Origin of the sequence: Pseudomonas gingeri (assembly GCF_013385425.1) — a bacterium.
Lineage (GTDB): Bacteria > Pseudomonadota > Gammaproteobacteria > Pseudomonadales > Pseudomonadaceae > Aquipseudomonas > Aquipseudomonas gingeri_D.
Map to the genome: position 1 here is coordinate 1 of NZ_JACAQA010000025.1, position 22,175 is coordinate 22,175.

Genomic DNA, 22,175 nt, shown 5'->3' on the forward strand with positions numbered 1-22,175 from the left:
TGAGGGCACGAATGGCGTTGGCGCGGATACGCCGGCTGTTTTTCAAAATCGACTCAGACTGGTTCAAGCAACACCTCCGGCAAGTTTTTCCCGCAACAACGCTTCAAGCTTCAACTGATCCGCTTCAAAACCCCGGATGCCTTCGGCCAACTTCTCGGTGGCCATGGCATCCTCGTTCATCTGCCAGCGGAACTCGGCTTCACTCAGTGGCCTGGGCAAGATCCCCCTCTGCCCGGCGCCATCGATCCGTACCGGCACCAGCAGACCCTCGGTGCCCTCAAGCGCCTCCAGCAGCGCCGGACTGATGGTCAACCGGTCGCAACCGGCCAGCGCCTTGATCTCACCGACATTGCGAAAGCTCGCGCCCATGACCACGGTCGAATACCGGTGCTGACGGAAGTACTGCAGAATGCGTTGCACCGAGCGCACGCCCGGCTCTTCGTCGGGCGCGTAAACCGTCCCGGGCTCGGCCTTGCCGTACCAATCGAGAATGCGCCCCACGAACGGCGAAATCAGGTAGGCCCCGGCTTCGGCACAGGCCCGCGCCTGGACGAAGTTGAAGATCAGCGTCAGGTTGCATTGGATTCCCTGCCCCTCCAGCACCTCGGCGGCGCGCAGGCCTTCCCAGGTCGCGGCCAGCTTGATCAGGATCCGCTCGCGAGCGATACCGGACTGTTCGTACAACTCCACCAGGCGCTGCGCCTTGGCAATACTCGCCGCGCTGTTGAAGGACAGCCGGGCGCTCACCTCGGTCGAGACACGTCCCGGCACGAGGGCCAGAATCTGTTTACCCATGGCCACCACCAGCCGATCGCAGGCCTCATCTATCGCCGCATCGCCGCTGATCCCCTGGCCACGCACCTCACCGAGGATCTCACCGACCAGAAGGTCGTACTGACCGGACTGCACCGCCTTGAAAATCAGCGACGGGTTGGTGGTTGCGTCCTGGGGGACGAAGCGGCGAATCGCATCGAGATCGCCGGTATCGGCCACCACGACGCTGTGTTGTCTCAATTGTTCAAGCAGGTTGGACATTTCTTGGGCTCTTGTTGATTTTGTTCAGTCCCTGGCACTGACCCTGACCAGACTTCATCAGTCACGGCGGTCCCCGACCTATGTGCCGGACAACCCCCTGTTCGCGGCCTCGACGGCCGTGATCCGCTCGACCTTCGAGCCGGAACGCTCAGCTTCGAACTCGGATTCGAGGAAGATTTTGACAATGCTCTTGGCCAGCTCAGGACCGATCACCCGTGCACCGATGGACAGGATCTGCGCATCGTTGCTTTTACGTGCGCGCTCGGCGGAATAGGTGTCATGGGCCTGCGCGGCACGCACCCCCTTGATCTTGTTCGCGGAAATGGCCATGCCGATACCGGTTCCGCAAATCAGCACCGCCAGGCGGTGCTCGCCGGCACTGACCGCGGTCGCCACCGCGGCCGCGATATCCGGGTAAAGCACCGGACTCGAGGAGTAGCAACCAAAGTCCTGAAGCCTGTAGCCCAGGGCGGCAATGTAGGGCTTGAGCAGTTCCTTGAGTTCGTAGCCCGCCTCATCGCTGCCGATGGCCACCGAAAACAGTGTGTTTGCATCCATAAGTTTTCCTCCGTTGCCCGACAGAAGCACAGGTAACGATCAAATGATCACGCAATGAAATTTTGCACAAGCATTACCCAGCCACAAACAGGCTTCTGTCAAGCTATTTCTTTGACAAAAAACAGCAAAAACAGCTTATAACGAGCTAAATCGTCAAAAAATAGAAGACATCGTTGACAGGGTACGGAAAATTGCTTTAAACATATGATCACTCGCCGATCATTTGATCGGTGAGACCTAACAATAAAATCAGCAAGAGGATTTCCCGATGGCGATGCCATTACTGCTCCAGGCTGAAAATGTCGCCAAAGCCTATGCAGGGATCCCCGCCCTGCGTGACGGGCGCCTCTCTCTGCGAGCCGGCAGCGTGCACGCCTTGTGCGGCGGCAACGGTGCAGGCAAATCAACCTTTCTCAGCATCCTCATGGGCATCACCCAGCGTGACGCGGGCAGCATCCTGCTCAATGGCCAGCCGGTGCAGTTCGATCGTCCGAGCGCGGCCTTGGCCGCCGGGGTGGCGATGATCACCCAGGAGCTGGAGCCCATCCCCTACATGACCGTCGCCGAAAACATCTGGCTGGGCCGCGAACCACGCCGCGCCGGTTGTATCGTCGACGGCAAGGAGCTGAACCGGCGTACCCGGGAACTGTTGAAAAGCCTGGAGTTCGACGTCGACGCCAGCAGCCCGATGCATCGCCTGAGCGTGGCGCAGATCCAACTGGTGGAAATCGCCAAGGCCTTCAGCCACGATTGCCAGGTGATGATCATGGACGAGCCGACCTCGGCCATCGGTGAGCGCGAGGCTGAAACCCTGTTCAAGGCCATCCGCCGCCTGACCGCGCGTGGCGCCGGGATCATCTATGTGTCCCACCGCCTCAGCGAACTGGCGCAGATCGCCGACGACTACAGCATCTTCCGCGACGGCGCCTTCGTCGAAAGCGGACGCATGGCCGATATCGACCGCGCCCACCTGGTCCGTGGCATCGTCGGCCAGGAGTTGCAACGCATCGATCACAAGGTCGGACGCGAATGCGCCGCGCAAAACTGCCTGAACATCGAAGGGCTGAGCCGCGACGGTGAGTTCCAGGACATCAGCCTGCAACTACGCCAGGGTGAGATCCTCGGCATCTACGGCCTGATGGGCTCGGGCCGCAGCGAGTTCCTCAATTGCCTCTACGGCCTCACCGCGCCCGACTCGGGAAGCGCCACGCTCCAGGGCCAGCCCCTGCCGATCGGCGTGCCGGCGGCGACCATTCGCGCCGGCATGTCACTGGTGACCGAAGATCGCAAGGACAGCGGCCTGGTCCTCAGCGGCAGCATCCTGGCCAATATCGCCCTCTCCGCCTACAAGCAGCTGTCGAGCTGGTCAGTGATCAATACGCGCAAGGAAAACGAACTGGCCCAGCGCATGGTCAAGCGCCTGCAGATCAAGATTTCCTCCCTCGACCTGCCGGTGGAATCCATGAGCGGCGGCAACCAGCAGAAGGTCGTGCTCGCCAAGTGCCTGTCGACCCAGCCGATCTGCCTGCTCTGCGATGAACCGACCCGCGGCATCGATGAAGGCGCCAAGCAGGAAATCTATCACCTGCTGGATGAGTTCGTGCGCGCCGGCGGGGCGGCCATCGTGGTCTCGTCCGAAGCCCCGGAACTGCTCCATCTGAGTGATCGCATTGCCGTCTTCAAAGGTGGCCGGCTGGTCACCGTCAGCTGCGATACCGCCCTTTCCCAGGAAGCCTTGTTGAGTCTCGCCTCATGAACGCCAAAACCCTTGCCCCACCTGTTCCTGCCCGCGTATCCGCAACCACCCGCCCAGGCGCGCGCCTGCGCCTGGCCCTGGACCGCTTCGGCCTGCCGCTGGTGTTCATTATGCTGTGCATCGTCATGGCCTTCGCCAGCGAGTACTTCATGACCTGGCGCAACTGGATGGACATCCTGCGCCAGACCTCGATCAACGGCATTCTCGCCGTGGGCATGACCTACGTGATCCTGACCAAGGGCATCGACCTGTCGGTCGGCTCGATTCTCGCGTTTGCCGGTTTGTGCAGCGCCCTGGTCGCCACCCAGGGCCATGGCCTGCTGGCGGCGGTCAGCGCCGGCATGTTCGCCGGCGCCATGCTCGGCGTGGTCAACGGTTTCATGGTCGCCAACCTGGCGATCCCGCCCTTTGTCGCCACCTTGGGCATGCTCAGCGTGGCCCGCGGCATGACCTTCATTCTCAACGACGGCAGCCCGGTCACCGACCTGCCCGACAGCTACCTGGCCCTGGGCATCGGCAAGCTCGGCCCGATCAGCGTTCCCATCCTTATCTTCGCGGTGGTCGCGCTGATTTTCTGGATGGTGCTGCGTTACACCACCTATGGCCGCTATATCTACGCCGTGGGCGGCAATGAAAAAAGCGCGCGGACCTCCGGGATCGGCGTACGCAAAGTAATGTTCTCGGTCTATGTGGTCTCGGGTCTGCTGGCCGGCCTCGCCGGGGTCGTCCTCTCGGCCCGGACCACCTCCGCCCTGCCCCAGGCCGGCACCTCCTACGAACTGGACGCCATCGCCGCCGTGGTGATTGGCGGCACCAGCCTCTCCGGCGGCACCGGCAGCGTGATCGGTACCTTGTTCGGCGCCCTGTTGATCGGCGTGATCAACAACGGCCTGAACCTGCTCGGCGTGTCCTCCTATTACCAACAAGTCGCCAAGGGCTTGATCATCGTGCTCGCGGTGCTCATCGATGTCTGGCGCAAGAAAAAACGTTAAGCCGTTTCACTGAACCAACCGACTACAACAATAAAGGAGTTCCCCATGAAACTTTGCAGCGTAAAACTTTCCACCCAAAAACTCGGCAAATCCCTCACTGCGCTGGCGGCGCTCTCCCTGCTCACCAGCAGTATTGCGCTGGCCCAGGAAAAGACCTACAAGATTGGTGCGGCGGTATACGGCCTCAAGGGCCAATACATGCAAAACTGGGTGCGCGAGTTGAAGGAGCACCCGGCGGTCAAGGACGGCACCGTGCAGCTCACCGTGTTCGACGGCAACTATGACGCCCTGACCCAGAACAACCAGATCGAAACCATGGTCACCCAGCATTACGACGCGATCATTTTCGTTCCGATCGACACCAAGGCCGGGGTCGGTGCCGTGGCACGCGCCCAGGAAAGCAACGTGCTGGTGATCGCGTCCAACACCAAGGTCGCCAGCGCCAACGTGCCCTTTATCGGCAACGACGATGTCGAAGGCGGTCGCCTCCAGGCCCAGGCCATGGTCGACAAGCTGCAAGGCAAGGGCACCGTGGCGATCATCCAGGGTCCGATCGGCCAGTCGGCACAGATCGACCGGCAAAAAGGCGAGATCGAAGTCCTGCTGAAGAACCCGCAGATCAAGGTCATCGAAATGAAGACCGCGAACTGGTCGCGCGCCGAAGCCCTGACCCTGACCGAAGACTGGCTCAACGCCCATCCCAAGGGCGGCATCTCCGGCATCATTGCGCAGAACGACGACATGGCCCTGGGCGCCCTGCAAGCGGTGAAATCCCACGGCCTGTCGCCAGACGACTTGCCGATCACCGCTATCGACGGCATGCCCGATGCCATCCAGGCGGCCAAGAAAGGTGAAGTCACCACCTTCCTGCAAGACGCCCAGGCACAATCCCAGGGCGCCCTCGATATGGCCCTGCACACCCTGGCGGGCAAGGACTACAAACCGCAATCACTGATCTGGGAGCGTTATGCCAAGGACGTAAAGTGGGCCGATGGCAGCGCCAAGACCTACATCCTGCCGTGGGTGCCGGTCACCAGCAACAACGCCGATGCCCTGTACGCCCAGGTCACCGGCACCAAGTAAGCGTCTGCCCAACCGAGAACCCGGGCCGGATCCGGCCCGTATGGAGTGTATGCAATGTCCAATTTCTGGAATCAGGCGTTCGACCTCAACGGTCGCTGCGCCGTGATCACCGGCGGTGCCGCCGGTATCGGCCTGGCCTGCGCCCAACTGCTGGTGGAGCGCGGCGCCAGGGTCGCCCTGCTGGACCGTGATCCGGCCGTGGTCGAGATGGCCGCCAGCCTCGGCGCCGGGCATATCGGCCTGGCCGTCGACCTGCGTCAGCTGGACCAGGTGCAAAGCGCCGTCGACCAGGCCGCCAGACAACTCGGCCGGCTGGATTACCTGGTCAACAGCGCCGGGGTCGCCTTGCTTGACAAGGCCCTGGACGTCAATGAAAGCGCCTGGGATACCACCCTGGACATCAACCTCAAGGCCAGTTTTTTCGTGGCCCAGGCCTGCGCCCGCTATATGATCGAGCAAGGCCACGGGCGCATCGTCAACCTCGCCTCCCAGGCCGCCGTGATTGGCCTGGATCGGCATGTGGCCTACTGCGCCAGCAAGGCCGCGGTGGTCGGCATGACCAAGGTCCTGGCCATGGAATGGGCCCCCCATGGCATCAACGTCAACGCGGTGTCGCCGACCATCGTCGAAACGGCGCTGGGCAAGAAGGCCTGGGCCGGTGAACTCGGCGAGCGGGCCAAATTGCAGATCCCGATCGGGCGCTTCGCCCAGCCGGAGGAGATCGCCGGGCTGGTGCTTTACCTGCTCAGCGATGCGGCCAAGATGATCACCGGGGAAAACGTGGTGATCGACGGCGGCTACAGCATCCAGTAATCGGCTCAGGCCTTACAAGAACAAGGAAACACTGCATGAATCGAATCATCAACGATCCGGACCAGGTGGTCGAGGACATGCTTCAGGGCATCCTCGTGGCGCATCCGCAACTGGCCCAGTACGAAGCCAATCCACGGGTCATCCGCAAGCGCCAGCCTTCCCCGGCCGGCCAGGTGGGGATCGTTACCGGCGGCGGCTCCGGCCATGAACCGGCCTTCCTCGGCTACGTCGGCCCCGGCCTGGTGGATGCCGTGGCCGTCGGCGAAATCTTCTCCTCGCCCACCGCCAAGAGTTTCTTCGATGCCTTCCGCGCCGCCGACCAGGGCGCTGGTGTCGCCTGCCTGTACGGCAACTACGCCGGCGACAATATGAACGTCAAGCTGGCGATGAAAATGGCCGCCAGCAAAGAGATGAACATTCGCACCGTCGTCGCCAACGACGACGTGGCCTCCGCCCCGCCGGCCGATATCGCCAAGCGCCGTGGTGTTGCCGGGGAAATCTTCATGTGGAAAGTCGGCGGCGCGGCCGCCGCCCAGGGCTATGACCTGGACGGCGTGATTCGCGTGGCCCAGAAGGCCGTCGACCACTGCCGCTCGATTGGCATCGGCCTGACCCCGTGCATCATCCCGGCGGTGGGCAAACCGAATTTCCAGATCGCCAATGGCATGATGGAGTTGGGTATCGGTCATCACGGCGAACCAGGGATCGAAGTCATCCCCGTGGAGTCCGCGGCGGCCATGGCCGAGCGCATGCTCGCGCCGATTCTCGCCGACCGCGATTTCGGCCAGGATGAAAGCGTCGTGGTGCTGGTCTCCGGCCTCGGCGCCACCCCGGTGATGGAGCTGTACATTTTCTACGCCGAGGTCGAACGCCTGCTCAAGACCAAGGGCCTGCGGGTTCACCGCTGTTATGTGGGCAATTACTTCACGTCACTGGAAATGATGGGCGTCACCTTGACCCTGCTCGGGCTCGATGCCGAACTGACCACCTTGATCGATCAACCGTGCCGCTCCATCGGCATGTCCCAGTCGGAGTAAACCATGGGCCAGCATTTCTCGAGTAGCAACGGCAGCGCCATCGTCACCAGCCTGGTTACGGTGATCGTCGCCAACCGCGAATACCTCAGCGAAGTCGACGGCGCCATCGGCGACGGCGACCACGGGATCAACATGGCCAAGGGCTTCGCCCGCTGCGGCAAGAGCCTTGAAGGTCGCCAACTGTCCCTGGCCGAAGCGCTGGACGAGTTGACCCTGGCCCTCATGGAAGGTATCGGCGGCTCGATGGGGCCGCTCTACGGCAGCCTGTTCATCGGCATGGCCGACGAAGTACGCGGCCGTGAAGAGATCGATGCGGCGAGTTTCGCCCGACTGCTGCGCGGTGGCCTCACTTCACTGCAGGACATCACCGATGCAGGGGTCGGCGACAAGTGCCTGATGGACACCCTGATCCCCTCCGTGGAAGCCTTCGAACAGGCCGTGGCCGCGGGTATTTCTTTCAGCGAGGCCTTGGGCCGGATGAAAATCGCCGCCTCCCAAGGCCGCGATTCGACCCGCGACCTGGTGGCGAAAATCGGTCGCGCCAGCCGCCTGGGCGAGCGCTCCCTGGGGGTGCTGGACGCCGGTGCGGTGTCCTGCTGCCTGATCCTCACCGATCTCGCCGAATCGGTGGAAGCCCAACTGCGCGATTAACCTGGCACCTCCCCGACCGGGCCCTCGTCGAGTGCCGCCCGATCGCGGGAGGTTTCAGCCCTTCAGCTTGCGAGTCGCATCATCCAGCGCAAGGATGGTGTAGGCATTCGAGACCGTCGTCGCCAGGGTATTGATCACCCCGGAGCGCAACGCTCCCAGCGTCGCGGCGGCCTTGGTGTTCTCACTGGCAATCGCCACCACATCGGGAATCCGCGCCAACTCCTGCACGGTCAGGCCGATCACCCGCCCCTGCATGGTGTTGACGGCCGGTTGACCATGGATATCGATAAAGTCGTAGCCCATCATGTCGCCCACCGTACCGGAGAGTCGCGCCTGGGCAATTTCCTGGGGCGAGAACCAGCCCATGCGGACCATGTTGCTGTTCTCGCTCATATCGCCGATACCGATCAGCGCAATGTCGGCGCGACGGGCACGGTCAAGGGTCGAACGGACGGTGTCGTTATTGATCAGGATACTGCGCAATTCCGGATTCGCCACCAACGCCGGGGCATAGAGCGTTTCGCTCTCCGCGCCGAAACGCAAGGCCAGGCGCCGGCAGATATGGTCGGGATTCATATACTCGCCGGCTTTGAGCGAACCACCGATGGCACAGACAAAGGTGCAGTTGCGGGTAACCGGCAAGAACACGTTTTCAGCCACGGCCCCGACATTACGGCCCATGCCGACGGCAACGATCACGCCATCGCTCAAGGTCTTGTTCAGGTAGTGGGCGACCAGGCTGGCGACCGCCGAACGCTGGGTATCGGGGTCACCGTGATCGACGGCGATCAAGGCCCGGTCCAGCTTGAAACGCTCGACCAGCGCCTGCTCCAGTTCACTGTTCATCGCTGGATGTTGCAGCACCCGCACTTCGACGATCCCTTCGTCGCGCGCACGCTTGAGCAGCCGGCTGACTTTGGCCCGGGACAGCTCAAAGCGTTTGGCAATGGCCTCCTGGGTGATGTTCTCAAGGTAATAAAGCATGGCGACGTCGGTCATCAGATCGATGTCACTGGCGCCGCGCTGTGCACTGTCACTCATGAGAGCTTCCATTTCCGCGTCAAAAACCCATTGTCCCTATTTGCTACGGGTTAAGTCCAGTGGCGGGTCATTGGGATGACCTCGGCCTGGACCTCCTTGGGCTTCTCCTCTTCGACCTCGCCGTTGAGCGCCTTGTGCATTTTCACGGTGTCCAGCGCCCCGACCCATTTGGCAATGGCCAGGGTGCCGACGCCATTACCAATCGTATTGGTGATAGCCCGTGCCTCCGACATGAACCGATCGACGCCCAGCAACAGCACCATTCCCGCGACCGGAATGGTCCCCAGGGAAGACAGCGTAGCCGCCAGGATGATGAATCCCGAACCGGTCACCCCCGCGGAACCCTTGGACGTGAACATCAGCACCGCCAGCACGATCAATTGATCCGTCAGGGTCAGCGGGGTATTCGTCGCCTGGGCGATAAAGATGGCGGCAATGGTGTAGTAGATCGCCTGCCCATCCGGGTTGAAAGTCAGGCCCGAGGGAATGATCATCCCGGCGACCGGCTTGGAGACACCGGCCTTTTCCATCTTGGCAATCATCTGCGGCAGCACCGATTCCGAGGAACTGGTACCAAGCACGGTGAACAATTCTTCCTTGATGAACTTCAGAAACTTCCACAGGCTGAAACCGCTGTAGCGGCAGATCGGGCCCAGTACGAAGATCACGAACACCGCACAAGTCAGGTAGACACAGGCCATCAGCTTGCCGAGCGAGAACAGCGAGCCAAAGCCGTATTTACCAATGGTGAAGGCAATGGCGCCGAAGGCCCCGATGGGAGCCAGGCGCATGACCATGTTGACGATACGGAACATGCCCTGCATCAGACTCTCCAGCGTATCGACGAAGACCTTTGCCCGAGGCCCCACATTGGCCAGCGCAATACCGAGCAGTATGGAAAACAGCAGGATCTGCAGTACGTTGCCCTTGGCAAACGCATCGACGATGGTGTCGGGGATGATGTTCATGACGAAGTCCATGAACGAGTCGTGTTTCACCGCAGAGGTGTAGGTGGCCAGGCTGGAGGTATCCAAGGTGGCGACATTGATGTTCATGCCAGCACCGGGCTTGAACAGATCAACCACCACCAGGCCGATGACCAATGCCAGCGTAGACACCACTTCGAAGTAGAGCAGCGCCCGGAAGCCGACCCGGCCCAGCTCCTTCATGCTTTCCATACGGGCGATCCCCGTGACCACGGTCAGAAAGATCACCGGTGCGAGCAGCATCTTGATCAGCTTGATGAACGCGTCGCCCAAGGGTTTGAACGCGGCGGCGGTTTCGGGAGCGAGTACCCCGACGATAGCGCCGAGGATGACCGCGATAAGGACTTGTACGTAGAGTTTGCCAAATATTCTTTTCATGACAGGGCCCTGATTTTTTATTGTTGTCAGGAAATGCCAAGGGCTCGGATCGCTGATCCGCCCCTTGGCGTTGCGCCGCAGTACTCCGTTGAATCGGTGGAAAATATCAGCGGCTGATCAGTTCGATCACCGCATCGGTGACCTGGCGGGTGGTGGCCTTCCCGCCAAGATCCGGGGTGTGCAAACCACTTTCGGTCACCGCTTCGATGGCCGACATCAGCTGTTTCGCCGCGGCGGGCTCGCCGAGATGTTCAAGCATCATGGCGGCCGTCCAGAACGTCGCGATCGGGTTGGCAACACCTTTGCCGGTGATATCGAAGGCCGAGCCGTGGATCGGCTCGAACATCGAGGGGAATCGGCGCGAAGGGTTGAGGTTGGCCGTCGGCGCGATGCCCAGGCTGCCGGACAGGGCAGCGGCCAGGTCGGAGAGGATATCGGCGTGCAGGTTGGTGGCGACGATAACGTCCAGCGTCGCTGGCTTGAGCACCATGCGCGTGGTCACGGCATCGACCAGTTCCTTGTCGATCCTGACGTCCGGGAAGTCCTTGGCGACTTCGTAGAAGATCTCGTCCCACAACACCATGCCATGACGTTGGGCATTGGACTTGGTGACCATGGTCAGGTGCTTGCGCGGACGGCTGCGTGCCAGCTCGAAGGCAAAGCGATGAATGCGCTCGACCCCGGCCCGGGTGAACACCGACACTTCGGTGGCGACTTCTTCGGGCAGGCCCCGGTGGACGCGACCACCGTTGCCGGAGTACTCGCCCTCGGAGTTTTCCCGCACCACCACCCAGTCGATCTGGTCACCGTTGAGCAGCGGGCTTTTCACCCCGGGCAGAACGCGAGCCGGACGCACGTTGGCGTACTGGTCGAAGCCTTGGCAGATCGGCAGGCGCAGCCCCCAGAGGGAAATGTGGTCCGGTACGTTGAGCGCGCCGACGGCACCAAAGAAAATGGCATCGAAGGTTTTCAGTTCTTCCAGGCCACCCTCGGGAATGTAGTAGCCGTTTTTCAGGTAGTTATCGGAGTTCCAGTCGAAGTGTTTGAAATCCAGCTCGAAAGCCGACTTTTTCGACAGGGCTTGCAGCACCTCGACGCCGGCGGCGATGACCTCGACACCAATCCCATCACCAGGCACCGCAGCAATTCTGTATGCGTTCATCGTCAACTCCACTCTCGTCACGTTCTTGTTGTTCCCGTTGGCCTGGGCTGTCCAAGCAGGGTGTGAACGGAGTATATGTAGTGAATCTGGAGACGTGAGTGACTCCAAATCACTACATAAATAACTTTGAGTTACGAATGAACCAGACGCTGGATTTGTCTTTTTTCTACCTGCTGGCCAACAAAGGCAGCCTGGCAGCGACTGCCCGGGAACTGGGTGTCACCCCGCCGGCGGTGAGCAAACGCCTGACGGCGCTGGAGGCCCGGCTGGGCGTACGCCTGGTCAACCGGACCACGCGCTCGATGAGCCTGACCTCGGAAGGCGAGCTGTACTTCTCCCATGCCGCCCGCATCCTGACGCAGATCGATGAGCTTGAGCAGTTGCTCAGCAGCAGCCGCGCCACGCCCAAGGGCCTGATTCGCGTCAACGCTTCGCTGGGTTTTGGCCGCCGGCATATCGGCCCGGCCCTCGCTGCATTTTTTGCCCAATACCCCGAGGTGGAAATTCAGCTGGAAATCAGCGACCACCCACTGGATCTGGCCACCCACGGCTTCGACCTGGGCATTCGCTTCGGCAGCTTGCCGGACGCCGCCTTACACGCCCGCAAGATTGCCTCCAATCGTCGCTTGCTATGCGCCTCGCCGCTCTACCTGGACAAATATGGAACCCCTTGCAAGCTCGCCGAACTGAAAAATCACAATTGCATTTTCATCCGCCAGAACGAGTCGCCCTATGGCGTCTGGAGTTTCAACAACAGCGGGCACACGGAAAACATCAAGGTACACGGAGCCTTGGCTTGCAACGATGGCGAGGTGGCCCTGAACTGGGCGCTGGAAGGCTATGGGATCTTGTTGCGGGCCGAATGGGACATCGCCCGCTATGTGCGCAGCGGCCGGCTGCGCCTGGTGCTGGAGGACCAGACGCCAACCCGCGCCGATGTTTATGCGGTGTACCCGCAGCAGTTGCATTTGTCCGCGCGGGTGCGCAGCCTGATCGACTTTCTGATCGAGCGTTTCAAGCATATCGACAATGTCGAGGACAATTGAATCGACGTTGGCCGCAAGCCGCTCCTAGCAGAAACATTTCCACCACCCGACCGACCAACGCCTGGACCTGTTCGACCTCCAGCGGTTCCGAACTGGGCTGGTAGAGCCTGACCCGTACTTCCGCAGTCATATCGACCGCGTCGTCTCGATGGCGCTCGATCATGAACTTGACGCCTCCTTCGGGTGAGTCAGCTCCCCTCTTCTCGCCTGATAGCACCATACGAAATCGCCGGGAAAAGGCATTGTGCTACCTGGAAAGTTGATGTTATGTTTATAACAACAGAAAAACAAATGACATAAACATAACAATAGCAGATCTCGGCGCACCGATATGTCCATGGAAAAAAACAGCTTTCTCCAGCGACTGGAGCAACAGTTCTCCAGCCTGACCCCCACCGGCAAGCGCATCGCCAGCTATCTGCTGGGCAATCCGGAGCAGTTGCCGTTCGAGTCGGCCGACAGCATCGCGCAGCAAGCCTCCACCACCGGGATTTCCGTGGGGCGCTTTTTGCGCTCCCTGGGCTACCGCAACCTTGATGAAGTGAAAAAAAGCCTGCGCGGAGAAGCGCCGAGCTCATGGCTGATCACTGACCGGATTGCCGCCTTTCGCGCCGAAACCAACCAGGACGACGCGCTCGACCGCTCCATGACTCGCGAAATCGAAGCCATCCAGCACGCCTATGGCCTGGCCCGCAGCGAAGCCTTTGGCAAGATCGTGCAACGTATCCATGAAGCCGATGCCGTGTTCATTCTCGGGATCCAGTCGACCCGCGGGATTCTCACCGCGTTCCATAGCCACCTCGAATACATTCGCCCCAAGGTCTACTACGTCGATGGTCTTTCGGGCATCTACGCGGAAACCCTGAACTCCGGCTTCGCCAATCCCTACGCGATCATTGCCGACTTCCGCGCCTACTCCAGCGTGACCCAGACCTTCTGTGACGCGGCGCTGGAAAACAACCTGCCCCTGGCCCTGATCACCGACCTGCAATGCCCCTGGGCCCGGGACTACCCGCTGGATCTGTTGCAGCTGAAAACCGATGTCGGGCAGTTCTGGGACTCCCCCGCTCCGCTGGCCTGCCTGTTGAACCTGGTGGTCTCGGCCGTCGCGGAGAAGTACGGCGAACGCCTCGATGAACGCCTGGCCAAGAACCGCCAATTGCAAAAAGCCTTCGGCCAGTTCGAAGGCTGACCCACCGCCTCTGCGAATCCCAACTGGAGTGTTTGCGTGAACAACAGCCCCCTTGTAGAGATCGATGCCCAGCGTTATCAGGTGCAAATCGACCTGATCTACGCCAGCGCGGACAACCTGGCTGGAAAAGTGATCTACCCGACTGCCCGTTGCCTGCTGCATCGTCAAGCCGCCGACTGTTTGAACAAGGCCAGCTACCTGGCGCGCCTGGCCGGATTGACCCTGCGCATCTATGACGCCTACCGCCCGCCCTACGCCCAATACCTGCTATGGGAAGCCTTGCCGAACAACGACTACGTGCGCGACCCGCACCTGGGTTCGCACCACAGCCGTGGCGTGGCCGTGGACCTGACCTTGGTGGACGCCGATGGCGAGCCGCTGGACATGGGTACCGCTTTTGACGCCATGGAAGAGCGCTCCCATCAGTTCTACCCCGACCTGCCCGCCGACGTGCAACGCAATCGCCTGCTGTTGCTGGGGATCATGCTCGGCGCCGGGTTCCAGGCGATCGATACCGAATGGTGGCATTACGAACTACCGAATGCCGACGATTACCCCCTGCTGGAGGAGGTGTAAACCACGGCCCTGAGAACCCCAATCAAACCGCAACGCCAGCACTGACGAAACCACAGAGTTTCGCAAGCGACACAGCGCAGCCCGCCTCAGGTGCGGCTGAAAACAACAATAAAACAGCGTTATTGATGCTTCACCTGCAACTGCCCGGTTATAGCTTTTATAAAAAACCTGACGAACTTCCATACATCGAATGATCAAGGAAACCGGCATGAACCCAACGAACACCGTGACCCGCAAACCCTTTCCCGGCACCGGCAAACTATTGCTGAGCGTTCTGTGCAGCGCCTTGAGCCTCGGCGCCTGGCAGGCCGCGACCGCGGCGGTGCCCAAGGACACGCTGGTCATCGGCAAACCCGCCGACCCGCAGACCCTCGACCCGGCCGTGACCTTTGACAACAACGACTGGACCATCACCTATCCGTCGTACCAGCGCCTGGTCGGTTACAAGGTCGAGGGCGATAAAAGCAGCACCGAAGTCCAGGGCGATCTGGCCGAAAGCTGGACCGTTTCCCCGGACAACCTGGTCTGGGAATTCAAGATCAAACCCGGCAACAAGTTCGATGACGGCGCCCCGGTGGATGCCGCCGCGGTGAAGTTTTCCTTCGATCGCCTGATGACCCTCAAGCAGGGTCCGTCCGGGGCCTTCCCCGAGGATATGGTGGTGGCGGTGGTCGATCCGCAGACCATCCGTTTCACCCTGAAGACGCCCTTTGCACCCTTCCTGTTTACCCTGGCCCACAACGGCGCCTCGATCATCAACCCCGATGTGGTGACCAAGACACCCGACGTCAATGCCTGGCTGTCCAGCCACACCGCGGGTTCCGGCCCCTTCCGCCTGAGCACCTGGCAGAAAGGCCAGTCGCTGACCCTGGAGCCGAACACCTACTTCGCCGGGCCCAAGCCCGCGCTGAAAACCGTGGTGGTCAAGATCATCGCCGAGCCTTCCGTGCGTCGCCTGCAACTGGAACACGGTGACCTGGACATCATCGAAGACATGCCCGAAGACCAGCTCGGCGCGCTGGCCAAGAAGTCCGGCGTGGTGGTCCGGGAATTCCCGTCGTTGCGGGTGACCTACCTCTACCTGAACAACAAGAAGGGTCCGTTGGCCAGCGTCGATGCCCGTCGAGCGATTACCCAGGCGGTGGATTACAACGGCATCGTCAAAGGTATTCTCAAGGACAAGGCCAAGCTGATGAACGGGCCGATCCCGGACGGCATGTGGGCCTACGACAGCTCGTTGCCACCGATGAAACAGGACCTCGCCGCCGCCAAGGACAGCCTGGCCAAGGCCCCGCAGAAAATCACCACCCTCAGCTACATGTACTCGGACAAGGATCCCAACTGGGAACCGATCGGCCTGACGCTGCAAGCGGCACTGGCCCCCCTGGGCATCAACCTGAAGATGGAAAAACTCGCCAACGCCACCCTGCGCGAGCGCGTCGGCCAGGCCGATTACGACATTGCCTCAGGCGCCTGGAGCCCGGACTTTGCCGACCCCTATATGTTCATGAACTTCTGGTTCGACTCGAAGATGCAGGGCCTGCAAGGCAACCGTTCGTTCTACAGCAACCCCGAAGTCGACAAGCTGATCCGCGAAGCGGCCGCCACCAGCGACACCGCCAAGCGCGTCGAGCTGTACCAGACCGCACAGAAAATGGTGCTCAAGGACAGCGTCTACGCCTACCTCTATCAGAAGAGCTACACCTTGCCGATGCGTGACTCGGTCAAAGGCTACGTGTTCAACCCGATGCTCGAACAGGTCTTCAACCTGGGCAGCATGAGCAAGTAAAGCGGCTCCCCCGCGCCGGCCGTTCGCGGCCGGCGCGGCGTCTGATTCTCGTCGTTGCTGTGACTGAGGTGCCCAATGGCCTTCCTGACTCTATTGCGCAAGCGCCTGCTCGGCCTGGTATTGGTCGTGTTCGGCGTTTCGCTGATTACCTTTGCAATTTCGCACCTGATTCCCGGGGACCCGGCCCGACTGATCGCCGGCGACCGTGCCAGCGATGCGCTGGTGGCGGGCATCCGTCACCAGTTGGGCCTGGACCTGCCGCTGTATCAACAATATGGCCGTTACCTGATGGACCTGCTGCACGGCGACCTGGGGACTTCGATCCGCACCAACCGCCCGGTCCTCGAAGACCTGCAGGCGTTCTTCCCGGCCACCCTGGAGCTGGCGCTGGTGGCGCTGGTGCTGGCGATCCTGGTGGGCGTGCCGCTGGGGGTGCTGTCGGCGGTCTATCACAACCGCGCCATTGACCAGATCGCCCGGACACTCGCGGTCACTGGTATTTCCACCCCGGCCTTCTGGCTCGGACTTGGGGCGATTGTGCTGTTCTACGGCCAGTTGGGCTGGCTGCCTGGTGGCGGCCGCTTGTCCGAGGGACTGGCACCACCACCGACCTTCAGCGGTTTCTACCTGATCGATTCGCTGCTTGCCGGTGACGGCGGGCTGTTTCTCGATGTGCTGCAACACCTGATTCTCCCGGCCGCGACCCTGGGTTTCGTGACCCTCGGCGTGGTCGCCCGGCAGATTCGCTCGGCAATGCTGGAGCAACTGTCCGAGGACTATATCCGCACCGCCCGCGCCTATGGCCTGTCGCGCTGGACAGTGATCCTGCGCCACGCCCTGCCCAATGCGCTGATACCCTCGGTGACCGTGCTCGGGCTGACCCTGGGTGACCTGCTCTATGGCGCCGTCCTGACCGAAACCGTGTTTGCCTGGCCCGGCATGGGCGCCTATGTGGTCAAGTCGATCCAGTCGCTGGACTTCCCGGCGGTAATGGGCTTCGCGATCCTGGTGTCATTTATCTATGTACTGCTGAACATGGCCATCGATCTTTTGTACCGCGTGATCGATCCACGCATCGGCGAGGTGAATTGAAATGTCCGTGACCCTGACCGCCGCACGCGGCCCGCGCTGGGGCGAGAAACTCGCCTACCTGGCCTATCAGGTCCGCCGCAGCCCGCTGACCATGGCCGGCCTCACGATCAGCCTGATCGTCCTGCTATGCATGATCTTCGCCCCCTGGCTAGCCAGCCACGATCCCAATGCCCTGGACCTCGGCGCGCGCCTGATGCCACCGTCCGCCGAACATTGGTTCGGTACCGATGAGGTCGGCCGGGACCTGTTCAGCCGCGTTTTGTTCGGCAGCCAGCAATCGGTGGGCGTCGGCCTGTTCGTGGCCTTTGCTTCCTGTTTGATCGGTGGTTTGCTGGGCTGTTTTTCCGGGGTGATCGGCGGGCGTTTCGACGCGCTGATCATGCGCCTGATGGACATCATGCTGTCGGTGCCATCCCTGGTGCTGATCATGGCCCTGGCCGCCGCGCTGGGGGCGAGCCTGTTCAACGCCATGCTGGCGATTACCCTGGTGCGAATCCCATCCTATGTGCGGCTGGCCCGCGGCCAGGCCTTGAGCATCCGCCAGATGGGCTACGTCAAGGCCGCCCAGACCTTCGGCGCCGGACGCTGGCATATGGTCCACTGGCACGTGGCGCGCAACGCCATGCCACCGTTGCTGGTGCAACTGAGCCTGGATATCGGCAGCGCCATTCTCATGGCCTCGGCCCTGGGCTTTATCGGCCTGGGGGCACAGCAACCGACCGCCGAATGGGGCGCGATGGTCGCCACCGGGCGCAACTACATCCTCGATAATTGGTGGTATTCGACCTTTCCCGGCCTGGCGATCCTGATCACCGCCACCGGTTTCAACCTGCTGGGCGATGGCGTGCGCGATCTGCTCGACCCACGGCAACAGGGGAAATGACCATGCCGACCTCCACCCCCGTATTGGCCATCGACAACCTGAGCCTGGAATTCCCGGCCTACAAGAACAACGTCAAGGCCTTGAATGGCGTCACCCTGCACGTCAATCCCGGCGAAATCGTCGGCGTGGTCGGCGAGTCCGGCTCGGGCAAGTCGGTCACCGCGATGCTCAGCATGCGCCTGCTGCCCGAGCGCAGTTATCGCATTACCGCCGGCAGCTTGAGCATGCTTGATCGCGACATGCTGGCGGCCTCCGAGAAGGAGCTGCTGCAGATCCGCGGCCGTGATGCCGCGATGATTTTCCAGGAGCCGATGACCGCCCTGAACCCGACCCGACGCATCGGCCGGCAAATGCTCGACGTGATCATCCATCACCAGAAGATCAGCGCGGCCGAGGCCCGTCTCAAGGCCATCGCGCTGCTGCATGACATGCATATCGCCAGTCCTGAGCAAGTCCTGGAGAGCTATCCGTTCGAGCTGTCCGGCGGCATGCGCCAGCGGGTGATGATCGCGCTGGCGTTCTCCTGCGAACCGCAACTGCTGATCGCCGACGAACCGACCACCGCCCTCGACGTCACCGTACAACGCCAGGTGCTGTTGCTGCTCAGGGAGAAAGCCCGGCAGAAAGGCACCGCCATTTTGCTGATCACCCATGACATGGCCCTGGTCTCGCAGTTCTGCGATCGGGTTTATGTGATGTACACCGGGGCCGTGGTCGAGCAGGGCCTCACCGCCGATGTGATGAACAACCCGCGGCACCCTTATACCCAGGGGCTGCTCAGCGGCCTGCCCGAGATGGTCGAGCCGGGGCTGCCACTGATGACCATTCCCGGGCAAGTACCGAACCTGGCCGCCCTACCCGTCGGCTGCACTTTCGCGGAACGCTGCGCCCACAGCATGCCGATCTGCGCCCAGCGTCCGAGCCTCAACCCCATCAACGGTAGTGAGCAACGCAAAAGTGCGTGCTGGTTACCGGTCAAGGAGCTTTCGTGATGAACAGTGCCGTGATTCACGCCGTGACCGACATGGCCCCCGAGATTCTCCGGCTGGACGACGTGCGCGTACGTTTCCCGGTGAGCAACGACTGGCTGGGCCGACCACGGGGTTACGCCCACGCCCTGAACGGTATCGACCTGCAAGTCAGGGCCGGCGAAACCCTGGGTATCGTCGGCGAGTCGGGCTGCGGTAAAAGCACCCTGGCCCAACTGCTGATGGGGTTGGTGGCACCGAGCAGCGGCGCACTGAACTGGGCCGCTCGCACCGACGGCAAAGGCAGCAGCAATGTCCAGATCGTGTTCCAGGACCCGCAATCCTCTCTAGATCCGCGCCTGCCGATCTGGAAAATCATCACCGAGCCGCTGTACGCCCAGGGTCATGCACCGCGTGGGCAAATGCGTGATATCGCGGCCCGGGTCGCGGCCCAGGTGGGCATACGTGCGGAATACCTCGACCGCTTCCCCCATCAGTTTTCCGGTGGCCAGCGCCAGCGGATCGCGATTGCCCGCGCCCTCTCTTCAGACCCGGACATCATTGTCCTCGACGAACCGACCTCAGCCCTGGATATCTCGGTTCAGGCGCAGATCCTCAACCTGCTGGCGGAGCTGCAACGCGCCCGCAACCTGACCTACATCCTGATTTCCCATAACGTGTCGGTCGTGCGGCATATGGCCGACCGGGTGGCGGTGATGTACCTGGGGCAGATCGTCGAACTGGGCAGCGCCGCCCAGGTGCTGGAGCAGCCACGTCACCCCTACACCCGCCTGCTGCTCGAAGCGGTGCCGCGACTCGGCGTGCCCCTGCAGGCGGAACAGGTAGCGGCGCCGACCGAACTGCCGGGGAACCGGCGCCTTCCAGAGGGCTGTTTCTTTCGTGAAAGGTGCAGCTTGTGTACTGCCGGCTGTGAAAAGCCGCAGGCCTTGCTGGGAGAGGAGCCGCAGCGGGTCAGGTGCCATGTGCAAGGCTGACAGGCGTTCGGTTTTCAAAATGTGACGCCGCGGGCTGAGAATGACACTAATGTTCTGTAGGCCATTTGGATTTTTCACGTCACGGACCTCTGGACACCATGAGAAAAACAACAAAGCAGCTGCTGGTTCACGAAATTGCCGACTGGCATCACCGCGGCCTGATCGATGCCGACGCCCGCAAGCGGCTGAGCGCGCCCTACGAACAACCGGGCCAGCTGTTATCCAACGTCCTGCAATGGCTGGGGATCGGCGCGGTCCTGCTGATCGGCATGGCGGTGCTGGGGGGCTTGAGCCTGTTCAGCCAGTCGGTGACGGTCGGCGCCGTGCTGTTCTTCTTCGCCGGGGCCGGCTTGTGGTGGGGCGGTGTGCGCATGGCCCGCGATCCGGCCCAGCGCACGCCGGTTACCGGTGTGGCGATCCTGACCATCGGCCTGATCCTGATCGGCGCCAGCCTGTTGCTGGGCACTTCAGATAATGACGTGGGTGAGTATGGCAATCTACCGTTGGCGCTGCTGGTCACCGCGCTGCTGAGCGCCCTCACCGCCTACCGTTATCGTCTGCGCTGGCCGCTTCTCCTGGGCCTGCTGTGTGCATTCCATGGGCTGGGCGCGTGGGGCCGGTATGTTGGGCACGGCGGTTATTTTTTCGATATCCAGGACCCGCGTTCGATGGCCGTGATTGCCGCGCTGGCAGCGGCATTGGGTTTAGGCCACCAGCTGGCCGAGGAGCGCCAATTGCGCCGCTTCTGTGGGTTTGGCCGACTGTATGTGATCTTCGGGCTGCTCTACCTCAACTGCTCCCTCTGGTTTCTCAGCCTCGATGATTTAGGCAGCGACACGCGCATATGGACCCTGCTGTTTACCCTGGCAGCCATCGGGCAACTGGTGGTCGGCGCGCGCTTCAAGCATCCGAGCTTTACCGGTTTCGCCGTGGTGTTCCTGGGCATCGACCTGTACACCCGCTTTTATGAGTACTCCTGGGACCGCCTGGGTATTGCAACGTTTTTCGCGGTGGCCGGGATCATCGGCCTGTTACTGGGCTGGTCATTTGAACGCATGGCCCTGCGCGTCAAGGGAGCAGCACAATGAGCCCGGATCAGCGTAATCAACAGGTGCACAACGCACTGGATCAATGGCTGCGAGACGGCCAGATCGACATCGACCAGCACGCCCGCATTGGCGAGCGTTATGTACTGACGCGCTGGGACTGGCGCTCGCTGGGCCGCTGGTTCCTGACCTTTGGCGCGATCAGCCTGGCGGCGGGATTACTGCTGTTTCTGCGCGAACACCTGGAATTCACCTTGCCGAAACTGGCCGTCAGCCTGGCGCTGGTAACCCTGGGACTGTTTGTTGGCGGGCGCTGGCTGATCGGCAGGCAGCTGAAACTGTTGGGCGGCACCCTTGAGTTGCTCGGTGGTTTTGCCTTGATCGGCACCAGTTTTGTGCTGGGCATGATCTATTCGGACGGTTCGGGCAACTGGCCGGCGCTGCTGCTGGTCGATCTGCTGATACTGCTGGTCCTCAGTTACGCCCTGAACAACGTCTTGCTGTTGACCCTGTGCAGCGTGCTGTTCTTTGTCTGGTTTGGCGGGCGCAGCGGCTATCAGTCCGGCTGGGGCGCCTACTGGTTCGGCATGAACTACCCGCTACGTTTTCTCGGCGCTGCGGTCGCGTTGATCGCGGCGGGCGTGGTGCATCTGCGCGGCGAGGCCGGGTGGCTGGGACGTTATGGCGGCTTTGCCAAGGTGTGGATTTCCTGCGGTTTGTTTGTCGGCGAAATGTCCCTGTGGCTACTGTCGCTGTTTGGCAGCTACGAGCTGATCGATGGCCCCTGGCACCTGGCCGATGCCGGAGAACTGGTGATGTATAACGTGCTCTGGGCGCTGGTCAGCCTGGGGATTCTGGCGCTGGGGATTCGCTTGCGTTTCGGCATGTTGGTGGGCTATGGCTCGACCTTCTTCATCATCCAGTTCTACACACTGTTCTTCACCCAGATCGCCGAGACCCTGGGTTGGCTGATGAGCTTGCTGATAGCCGGTGGCAGCCTGCTGGCGCTGGTGATCTGGCTGGAGTCCGAGCGGCAGAAACGCCGTGGCACGGCTGCCGAGGCTTGAGGCAGATTCACCCTGCGAGAGCAAAACCC

The 22,175-nt window shown here is 61.7% G+C and carries 21 protein-coding genes; 16 read left to right on the forward strand and 5 right to left on the reverse strand.

Annotated elements, in window-relative coordinates; translation table 11 throughout:
• Positions 1 to 63: 63 nt before the first annotated feature.
• Complete coding sequence (gene tal / locus HX830_RS24855) at positions 64 to 1,035, reverse strand: transaldolase (RefSeq protein ID WP_177103216.1); 972 nt, start codon at positions 1,033 to 1,035, stop codon at positions 64 to 66.
• Positions 1,036 to 1,113: 78 nt separating this feature from the next.
• A complete protein-coding gene (rpiB, locus tag HX830_RS24860; protein ID WP_177103217.1) occupies positions 1,114 to 1,593 on the reverse strand; it encodes a ribose 5-phosphate isomerase B in 480 nt (159 codons plus the stop codon).
• Positions 1,594 to 1,861: 268 nt separating this feature from the next.
• Between rpiB and HX830_RS24865 the strand changes: the two genes are divergently transcribed.
• Genes HX830_RS24865 through dhaL form a run of 6 tightly spaced genes read left to right on the forward strand, consistent with a single transcriptional unit; the run spans position 1,862 to position 7,925 of the window.
• Positions 1,862 to 3,349: a sugar ABC transporter ATP-binding protein gene (locus HX830_RS24865; RefSeq protein WP_152741980.1), complete on the forward strand. Its 1,488-nt coding sequence runs from the start codon at positions 1,862 to 1,864 to the stop codon at positions 3,347 to 3,349.
• The gene (locus tag HX830_RS24870; protein ID WP_177103218.1) at positions 3,346 to 4,341 is read left to right on the forward strand and encodes an ABC transporter permease; all 996 of its coding nucleotides are present in this window, start codon (positions 3,346 to 3,348) and stop codon (positions 4,339 to 4,341) included. Before HX830_RS24865 ends, HX830_RS24870 begins: the two co-directional genes overlap by 4 nt.
• Positions 4,342 to 4,386: 45 nt before the next feature.
• Positions 4,387 to 5,424: a substrate-binding domain-containing protein gene (locus tag HX830_RS24875; protein WP_177103219.1), complete on the forward strand. Its 1,038-nt coding sequence runs from the start codon at positions 4,387 to 4,389 to the stop codon at positions 5,422 to 5,424.
• 54 nt (positions 5,425 to 5,478) lie between these two features.
• Positions 5,479 to 6,237 carry an SDR family oxidoreductase gene (locus HX830_RS24880; protein ID WP_152741983.1) on the forward strand — a complete coding sequence of 253 codons (759 nt, stop codon included), beginning with the start codon at positions 5,479 to 5,481 and terminating at the stop codon, positions 6,235 to 6,237.
• Between the two features lie 35 nt (positions 6,238 to 6,272).
• The gene (locus HX830_RS24885; RefSeq protein WP_152741984.1) at positions 6,273 to 7,274 is read left to right on the forward strand and encodes a dihydroxyacetone kinase subunit DhaK; all 1,002 of its coding nucleotides are present in this window, start codon (positions 6,273 to 6,275) and stop codon (positions 7,272 to 7,274) included.
• A gap of 3 nt (positions 7,275 to 7,277) precedes the next feature.
• Complete coding sequence (gene dhaL / locus HX830_RS24890; protein ID WP_152741985.1) at positions 7,278 to 7,925, forward strand: dihydroxyacetone kinase subunit DhaL; 648 nt, start codon at positions 7,278 to 7,280, stop codon at positions 7,923 to 7,925.
• Between the two features lie 54 nt (positions 7,926 to 7,979).
• Here the strand turns inward: dhaL and HX830_RS24895 are convergent, their stop codons facing one another.
• From HX830_RS24895 to HX830_RS24905, 3 genes are all read right to left on the reverse strand, one after another.
• Complete coding sequence (locus tag HX830_RS24895; protein WP_152741986.1) at positions 7,980 to 8,966, reverse strand: sugar-binding transcriptional regulator; 987 nt, start codon at positions 8,964 to 8,966, stop codon at positions 7,980 to 7,982.
• A 50-nt stretch (positions 8,967 to 9,016) separates the two neighbouring features.
• Complete coding sequence (locus tag HX830_RS24900; RefSeq protein ID WP_177103220.1) at positions 9,017 to 10,330, reverse strand: dicarboxylate/amino acid:cation symporter; 1,314 nt, start codon at positions 10,328 to 10,330, stop codon at positions 9,017 to 9,019.
• 106 nt (positions 10,331 to 10,436) lie between these two features.
• Positions 10,437 to 11,492, reverse strand: coding sequence for a tartrate dehydrogenase (locus tag HX830_RS24905; protein WP_177103223.1), 1,056 nt, complete (start codon positions 11,490 to 11,492; stop codon positions 10,437 to 10,439).
• 137 nt (positions 11,493 to 11,629) lie between these two features.
• On the opposite strand from HX830_RS24905, the gene HX830_RS24910 reads away from it, so the two are divergent.
• The 10 genes from HX830_RS24910 to HX830_RS24955 all read left to right on the forward strand — a co-directional run bounded on the left by HX830_RS24910 (position 11,630) and on the right by HX830_RS24955 (position 22,146).
• Complete coding sequence (locus tag HX830_RS24910) at positions 11,630 to 12,538, forward strand: LysR family transcriptional regulator (RefSeq protein WP_152741989.1); 909 nt, start codon at positions 11,630 to 11,632, stop codon at positions 12,536 to 12,538.
• Positions 12,539 to 12,869: 331 nt separating this feature from the next.
• Complete coding sequence (locus HX830_RS24915) at positions 12,870 to 13,730, forward strand: MurR/RpiR family transcriptional regulator (protein WP_152741991.1); 861 nt, start codon at positions 12,870 to 12,872, stop codon at positions 13,728 to 13,730.
• Positions 13,731 to 13,766: 36 nt separating this feature from the next.
• Positions 13,767 to 14,306 (forward strand): D-alanyl-D-alanine dipeptidase, encoded by a 540-nt coding sequence (gene ddpX / locus HX830_RS24920; protein ID WP_103494293.1) that lies wholly within the window; start codon positions 13,767 to 13,769, stop codon positions 14,304 to 14,306.
• A 208-nt stretch (positions 14,307 to 14,514) separates the two neighbouring features.
• Complete coding sequence (locus HX830_RS24925) at positions 14,515 to 16,095, forward strand: ABC transporter substrate-binding protein (protein WP_177103225.1); 1,581 nt, start codon at positions 14,515 to 14,517, stop codon at positions 16,093 to 16,095.
• A gap of 75 nt (positions 16,096 to 16,170) precedes the next feature.
• Positions 16,171 to 17,187 carry an ABC transporter permease gene (locus HX830_RS24930; protein ID WP_100941645.1) on the forward strand — a complete coding sequence of 339 codons (1,017 nt, stop codon included), beginning with the start codon at positions 16,171 to 16,173 and terminating at the stop codon, positions 17,185 to 17,187.
• Between the two features lies 1 nt (position 17,188).
• Positions 17,189 to 18,070, forward strand: coding sequence for a D,D-dipeptide ABC transporter permease (gene ddpC / locus HX830_RS24935; protein WP_103494290.1), 882 nt, complete (start codon positions 17,189 to 17,191; stop codon positions 18,068 to 18,070).
• Between the two features lie 2 nt (positions 18,071 to 18,072).
• Positions 18,073 to 19,062, forward strand: coding sequence for an ABC transporter ATP-binding protein (locus HX830_RS24940; protein WP_371317543.1), 990 nt, complete (start codon positions 18,073 to 18,075; stop codon positions 19,060 to 19,062).
• Positions 19,062 to 20,033: an oligopeptide/dipeptide ABC transporter ATP-binding protein gene (locus tag HX830_RS24945; RefSeq protein WP_177103229.1), complete on the forward strand. Its 972-nt coding sequence runs from the start codon at positions 19,062 to 19,064 to the stop codon at positions 20,031 to 20,033. The genes HX830_RS24940 and HX830_RS24945 overlap by 1 nt, the downstream gene beginning before the upstream one ends.
• Positions 20,034 to 20,131: 98 nt before the next feature.
• On the forward strand, positions 20,132 to 21,121 hold the full coding sequence (locus HX830_RS24950) for a hypothetical protein (protein ID WP_177103231.1): 990 nt from the start codon (positions 20,132 to 20,134) through the stop codon (positions 21,119 to 21,121).
• Positions 21,118 to 22,146 (forward strand): DUF2157 domain-containing protein, encoded by a 1,029-nt coding sequence (locus HX830_RS24955; RefSeq protein WP_177103233.1) that lies wholly within the window; start codon positions 21,118 to 21,120, stop codon positions 22,144 to 22,146. Before HX830_RS24950 ends, HX830_RS24955 begins: the two co-directional genes overlap by 4 nt.
• The last annotated feature ends 29 nt before the right edge of the window (positions 22,147 to 22,175 follow it).

Coding starts and splice junctions, on each gene's coding strand:
- tal (WP_177103216.1), bottom strand. CDS start 1,035: ATGTCCAACCTGCTTGAACAATTGAGACAACACAGCGTCGTGGTGGCC.
- rpiB (WP_177103217.1), bottom strand. CDS start 1,593: ATGGATGCAAACACACTGTTTTCGGTGGCCATCGGCAGCGATGAGGCG.
- HX830_RS24865 (WP_152741980.1), top strand. CDS start 1,862: ATGGCGATGCCATTACTGCTCCAGGCTGAAAATGTCGCCAAAGCCTAT.
- HX830_RS24870 (WP_177103218.1), top strand. CDS start 3,346: ATGAACGCCAAAACCCTTGCCCCACCTGTTCCTGCCCGCGTATCCGCA.
- HX830_RS24875 (WP_177103219.1), top strand. CDS start 4,387: ATGAAACTTTGCAGCGTAAAACTTTCCACCCAAAAACTCGGCAAATCC.
- HX830_RS24880 (WP_152741983.1), top strand. CDS start 5,479: ATGTCCAATTTCTGGAATCAGGCGTTCGACCTCAACGGTCGCTGCGCC.
- HX830_RS24885 (WP_152741984.1), top strand. CDS start 6,273: ATGAATCGAATCATCAACGATCCGGACCAGGTGGTCGAGGACATGCTT.
- dhaL (WP_152741985.1), top strand. CDS start 7,278: ATGGGCCAGCATTTCTCGAGTAGCAACGGCAGCGCCATCGTCACCAGC.
- HX830_RS24895 (WP_152741986.1), bottom strand. CDS start 8,966: ATGAGTGACAGTGCACAGCGCGGCGCCAGTGACATCGATCTGATGACC.
- HX830_RS24900 (WP_177103220.1), bottom strand. CDS start 10,330: ATGAAAAGAATATTTGGCAAACTCTACGTACAAGTCCTTATCGCGGTC.
- HX830_RS24905 (WP_177103223.1), bottom strand. CDS start 11,492: ATGAACGCATACAGAATTGCTGCGGTGCCTGGTGATGGGATTGGTGTC.
- HX830_RS24910 (WP_152741989.1), top strand. CDS start 11,630: ATGAACCAGACGCTGGATTTGTCTTTTTTCTACCTGCTGGCCAACAAA.
- HX830_RS24915 (WP_152741991.1), top strand. CDS start 12,870: ATGTCCATGGAAAAAAACAGCTTTCTCCAGCGACTGGAGCAACAGTTC.
- HX830_RS24925 (WP_177103225.1), top strand. CDS start 14,515: ATGAACCCAACGAACACCGTGACCCGCAAACCCTTTCCCGGCACCGGC.
- HX830_RS24930 (WP_100941645.1), top strand. CDS start 16,171: ATGGCCTTCCTGACTCTATTGCGCAAGCGCCTGCTCGGCCTGGTATTG.
- ddpC (WP_103494290.1), top strand. CDS start 17,189: ATGTCCGTGACCCTGACCGCCGCACGCGGCCCGCGCTGGGGCGAGAAA.
- HX830_RS24940 (WP_371317543.1), top strand. CDS start 18,073: ATGCCGACCTCCACCCCCGTATTGGCCATCGACAACCTGAGCCTGGAA.
- HX830_RS24945 (WP_177103229.1), top strand. CDS start 19,062: ATGAACAGTGCCGTGATTCACGCCGTGACCGACATGGCCCCCGAGATT.
- HX830_RS24950 (WP_177103231.1), top strand. CDS start 20,132: ATGAGAAAAACAACAAAGCAGCTGCTGGTTCACGAAATTGCCGACTGG.
- HX830_RS24955 (WP_177103233.1), top strand. CDS start 21,118: ATGAGCCCGGATCAGCGTAATCAACAGGTGCACAACGCACTGGATCAA.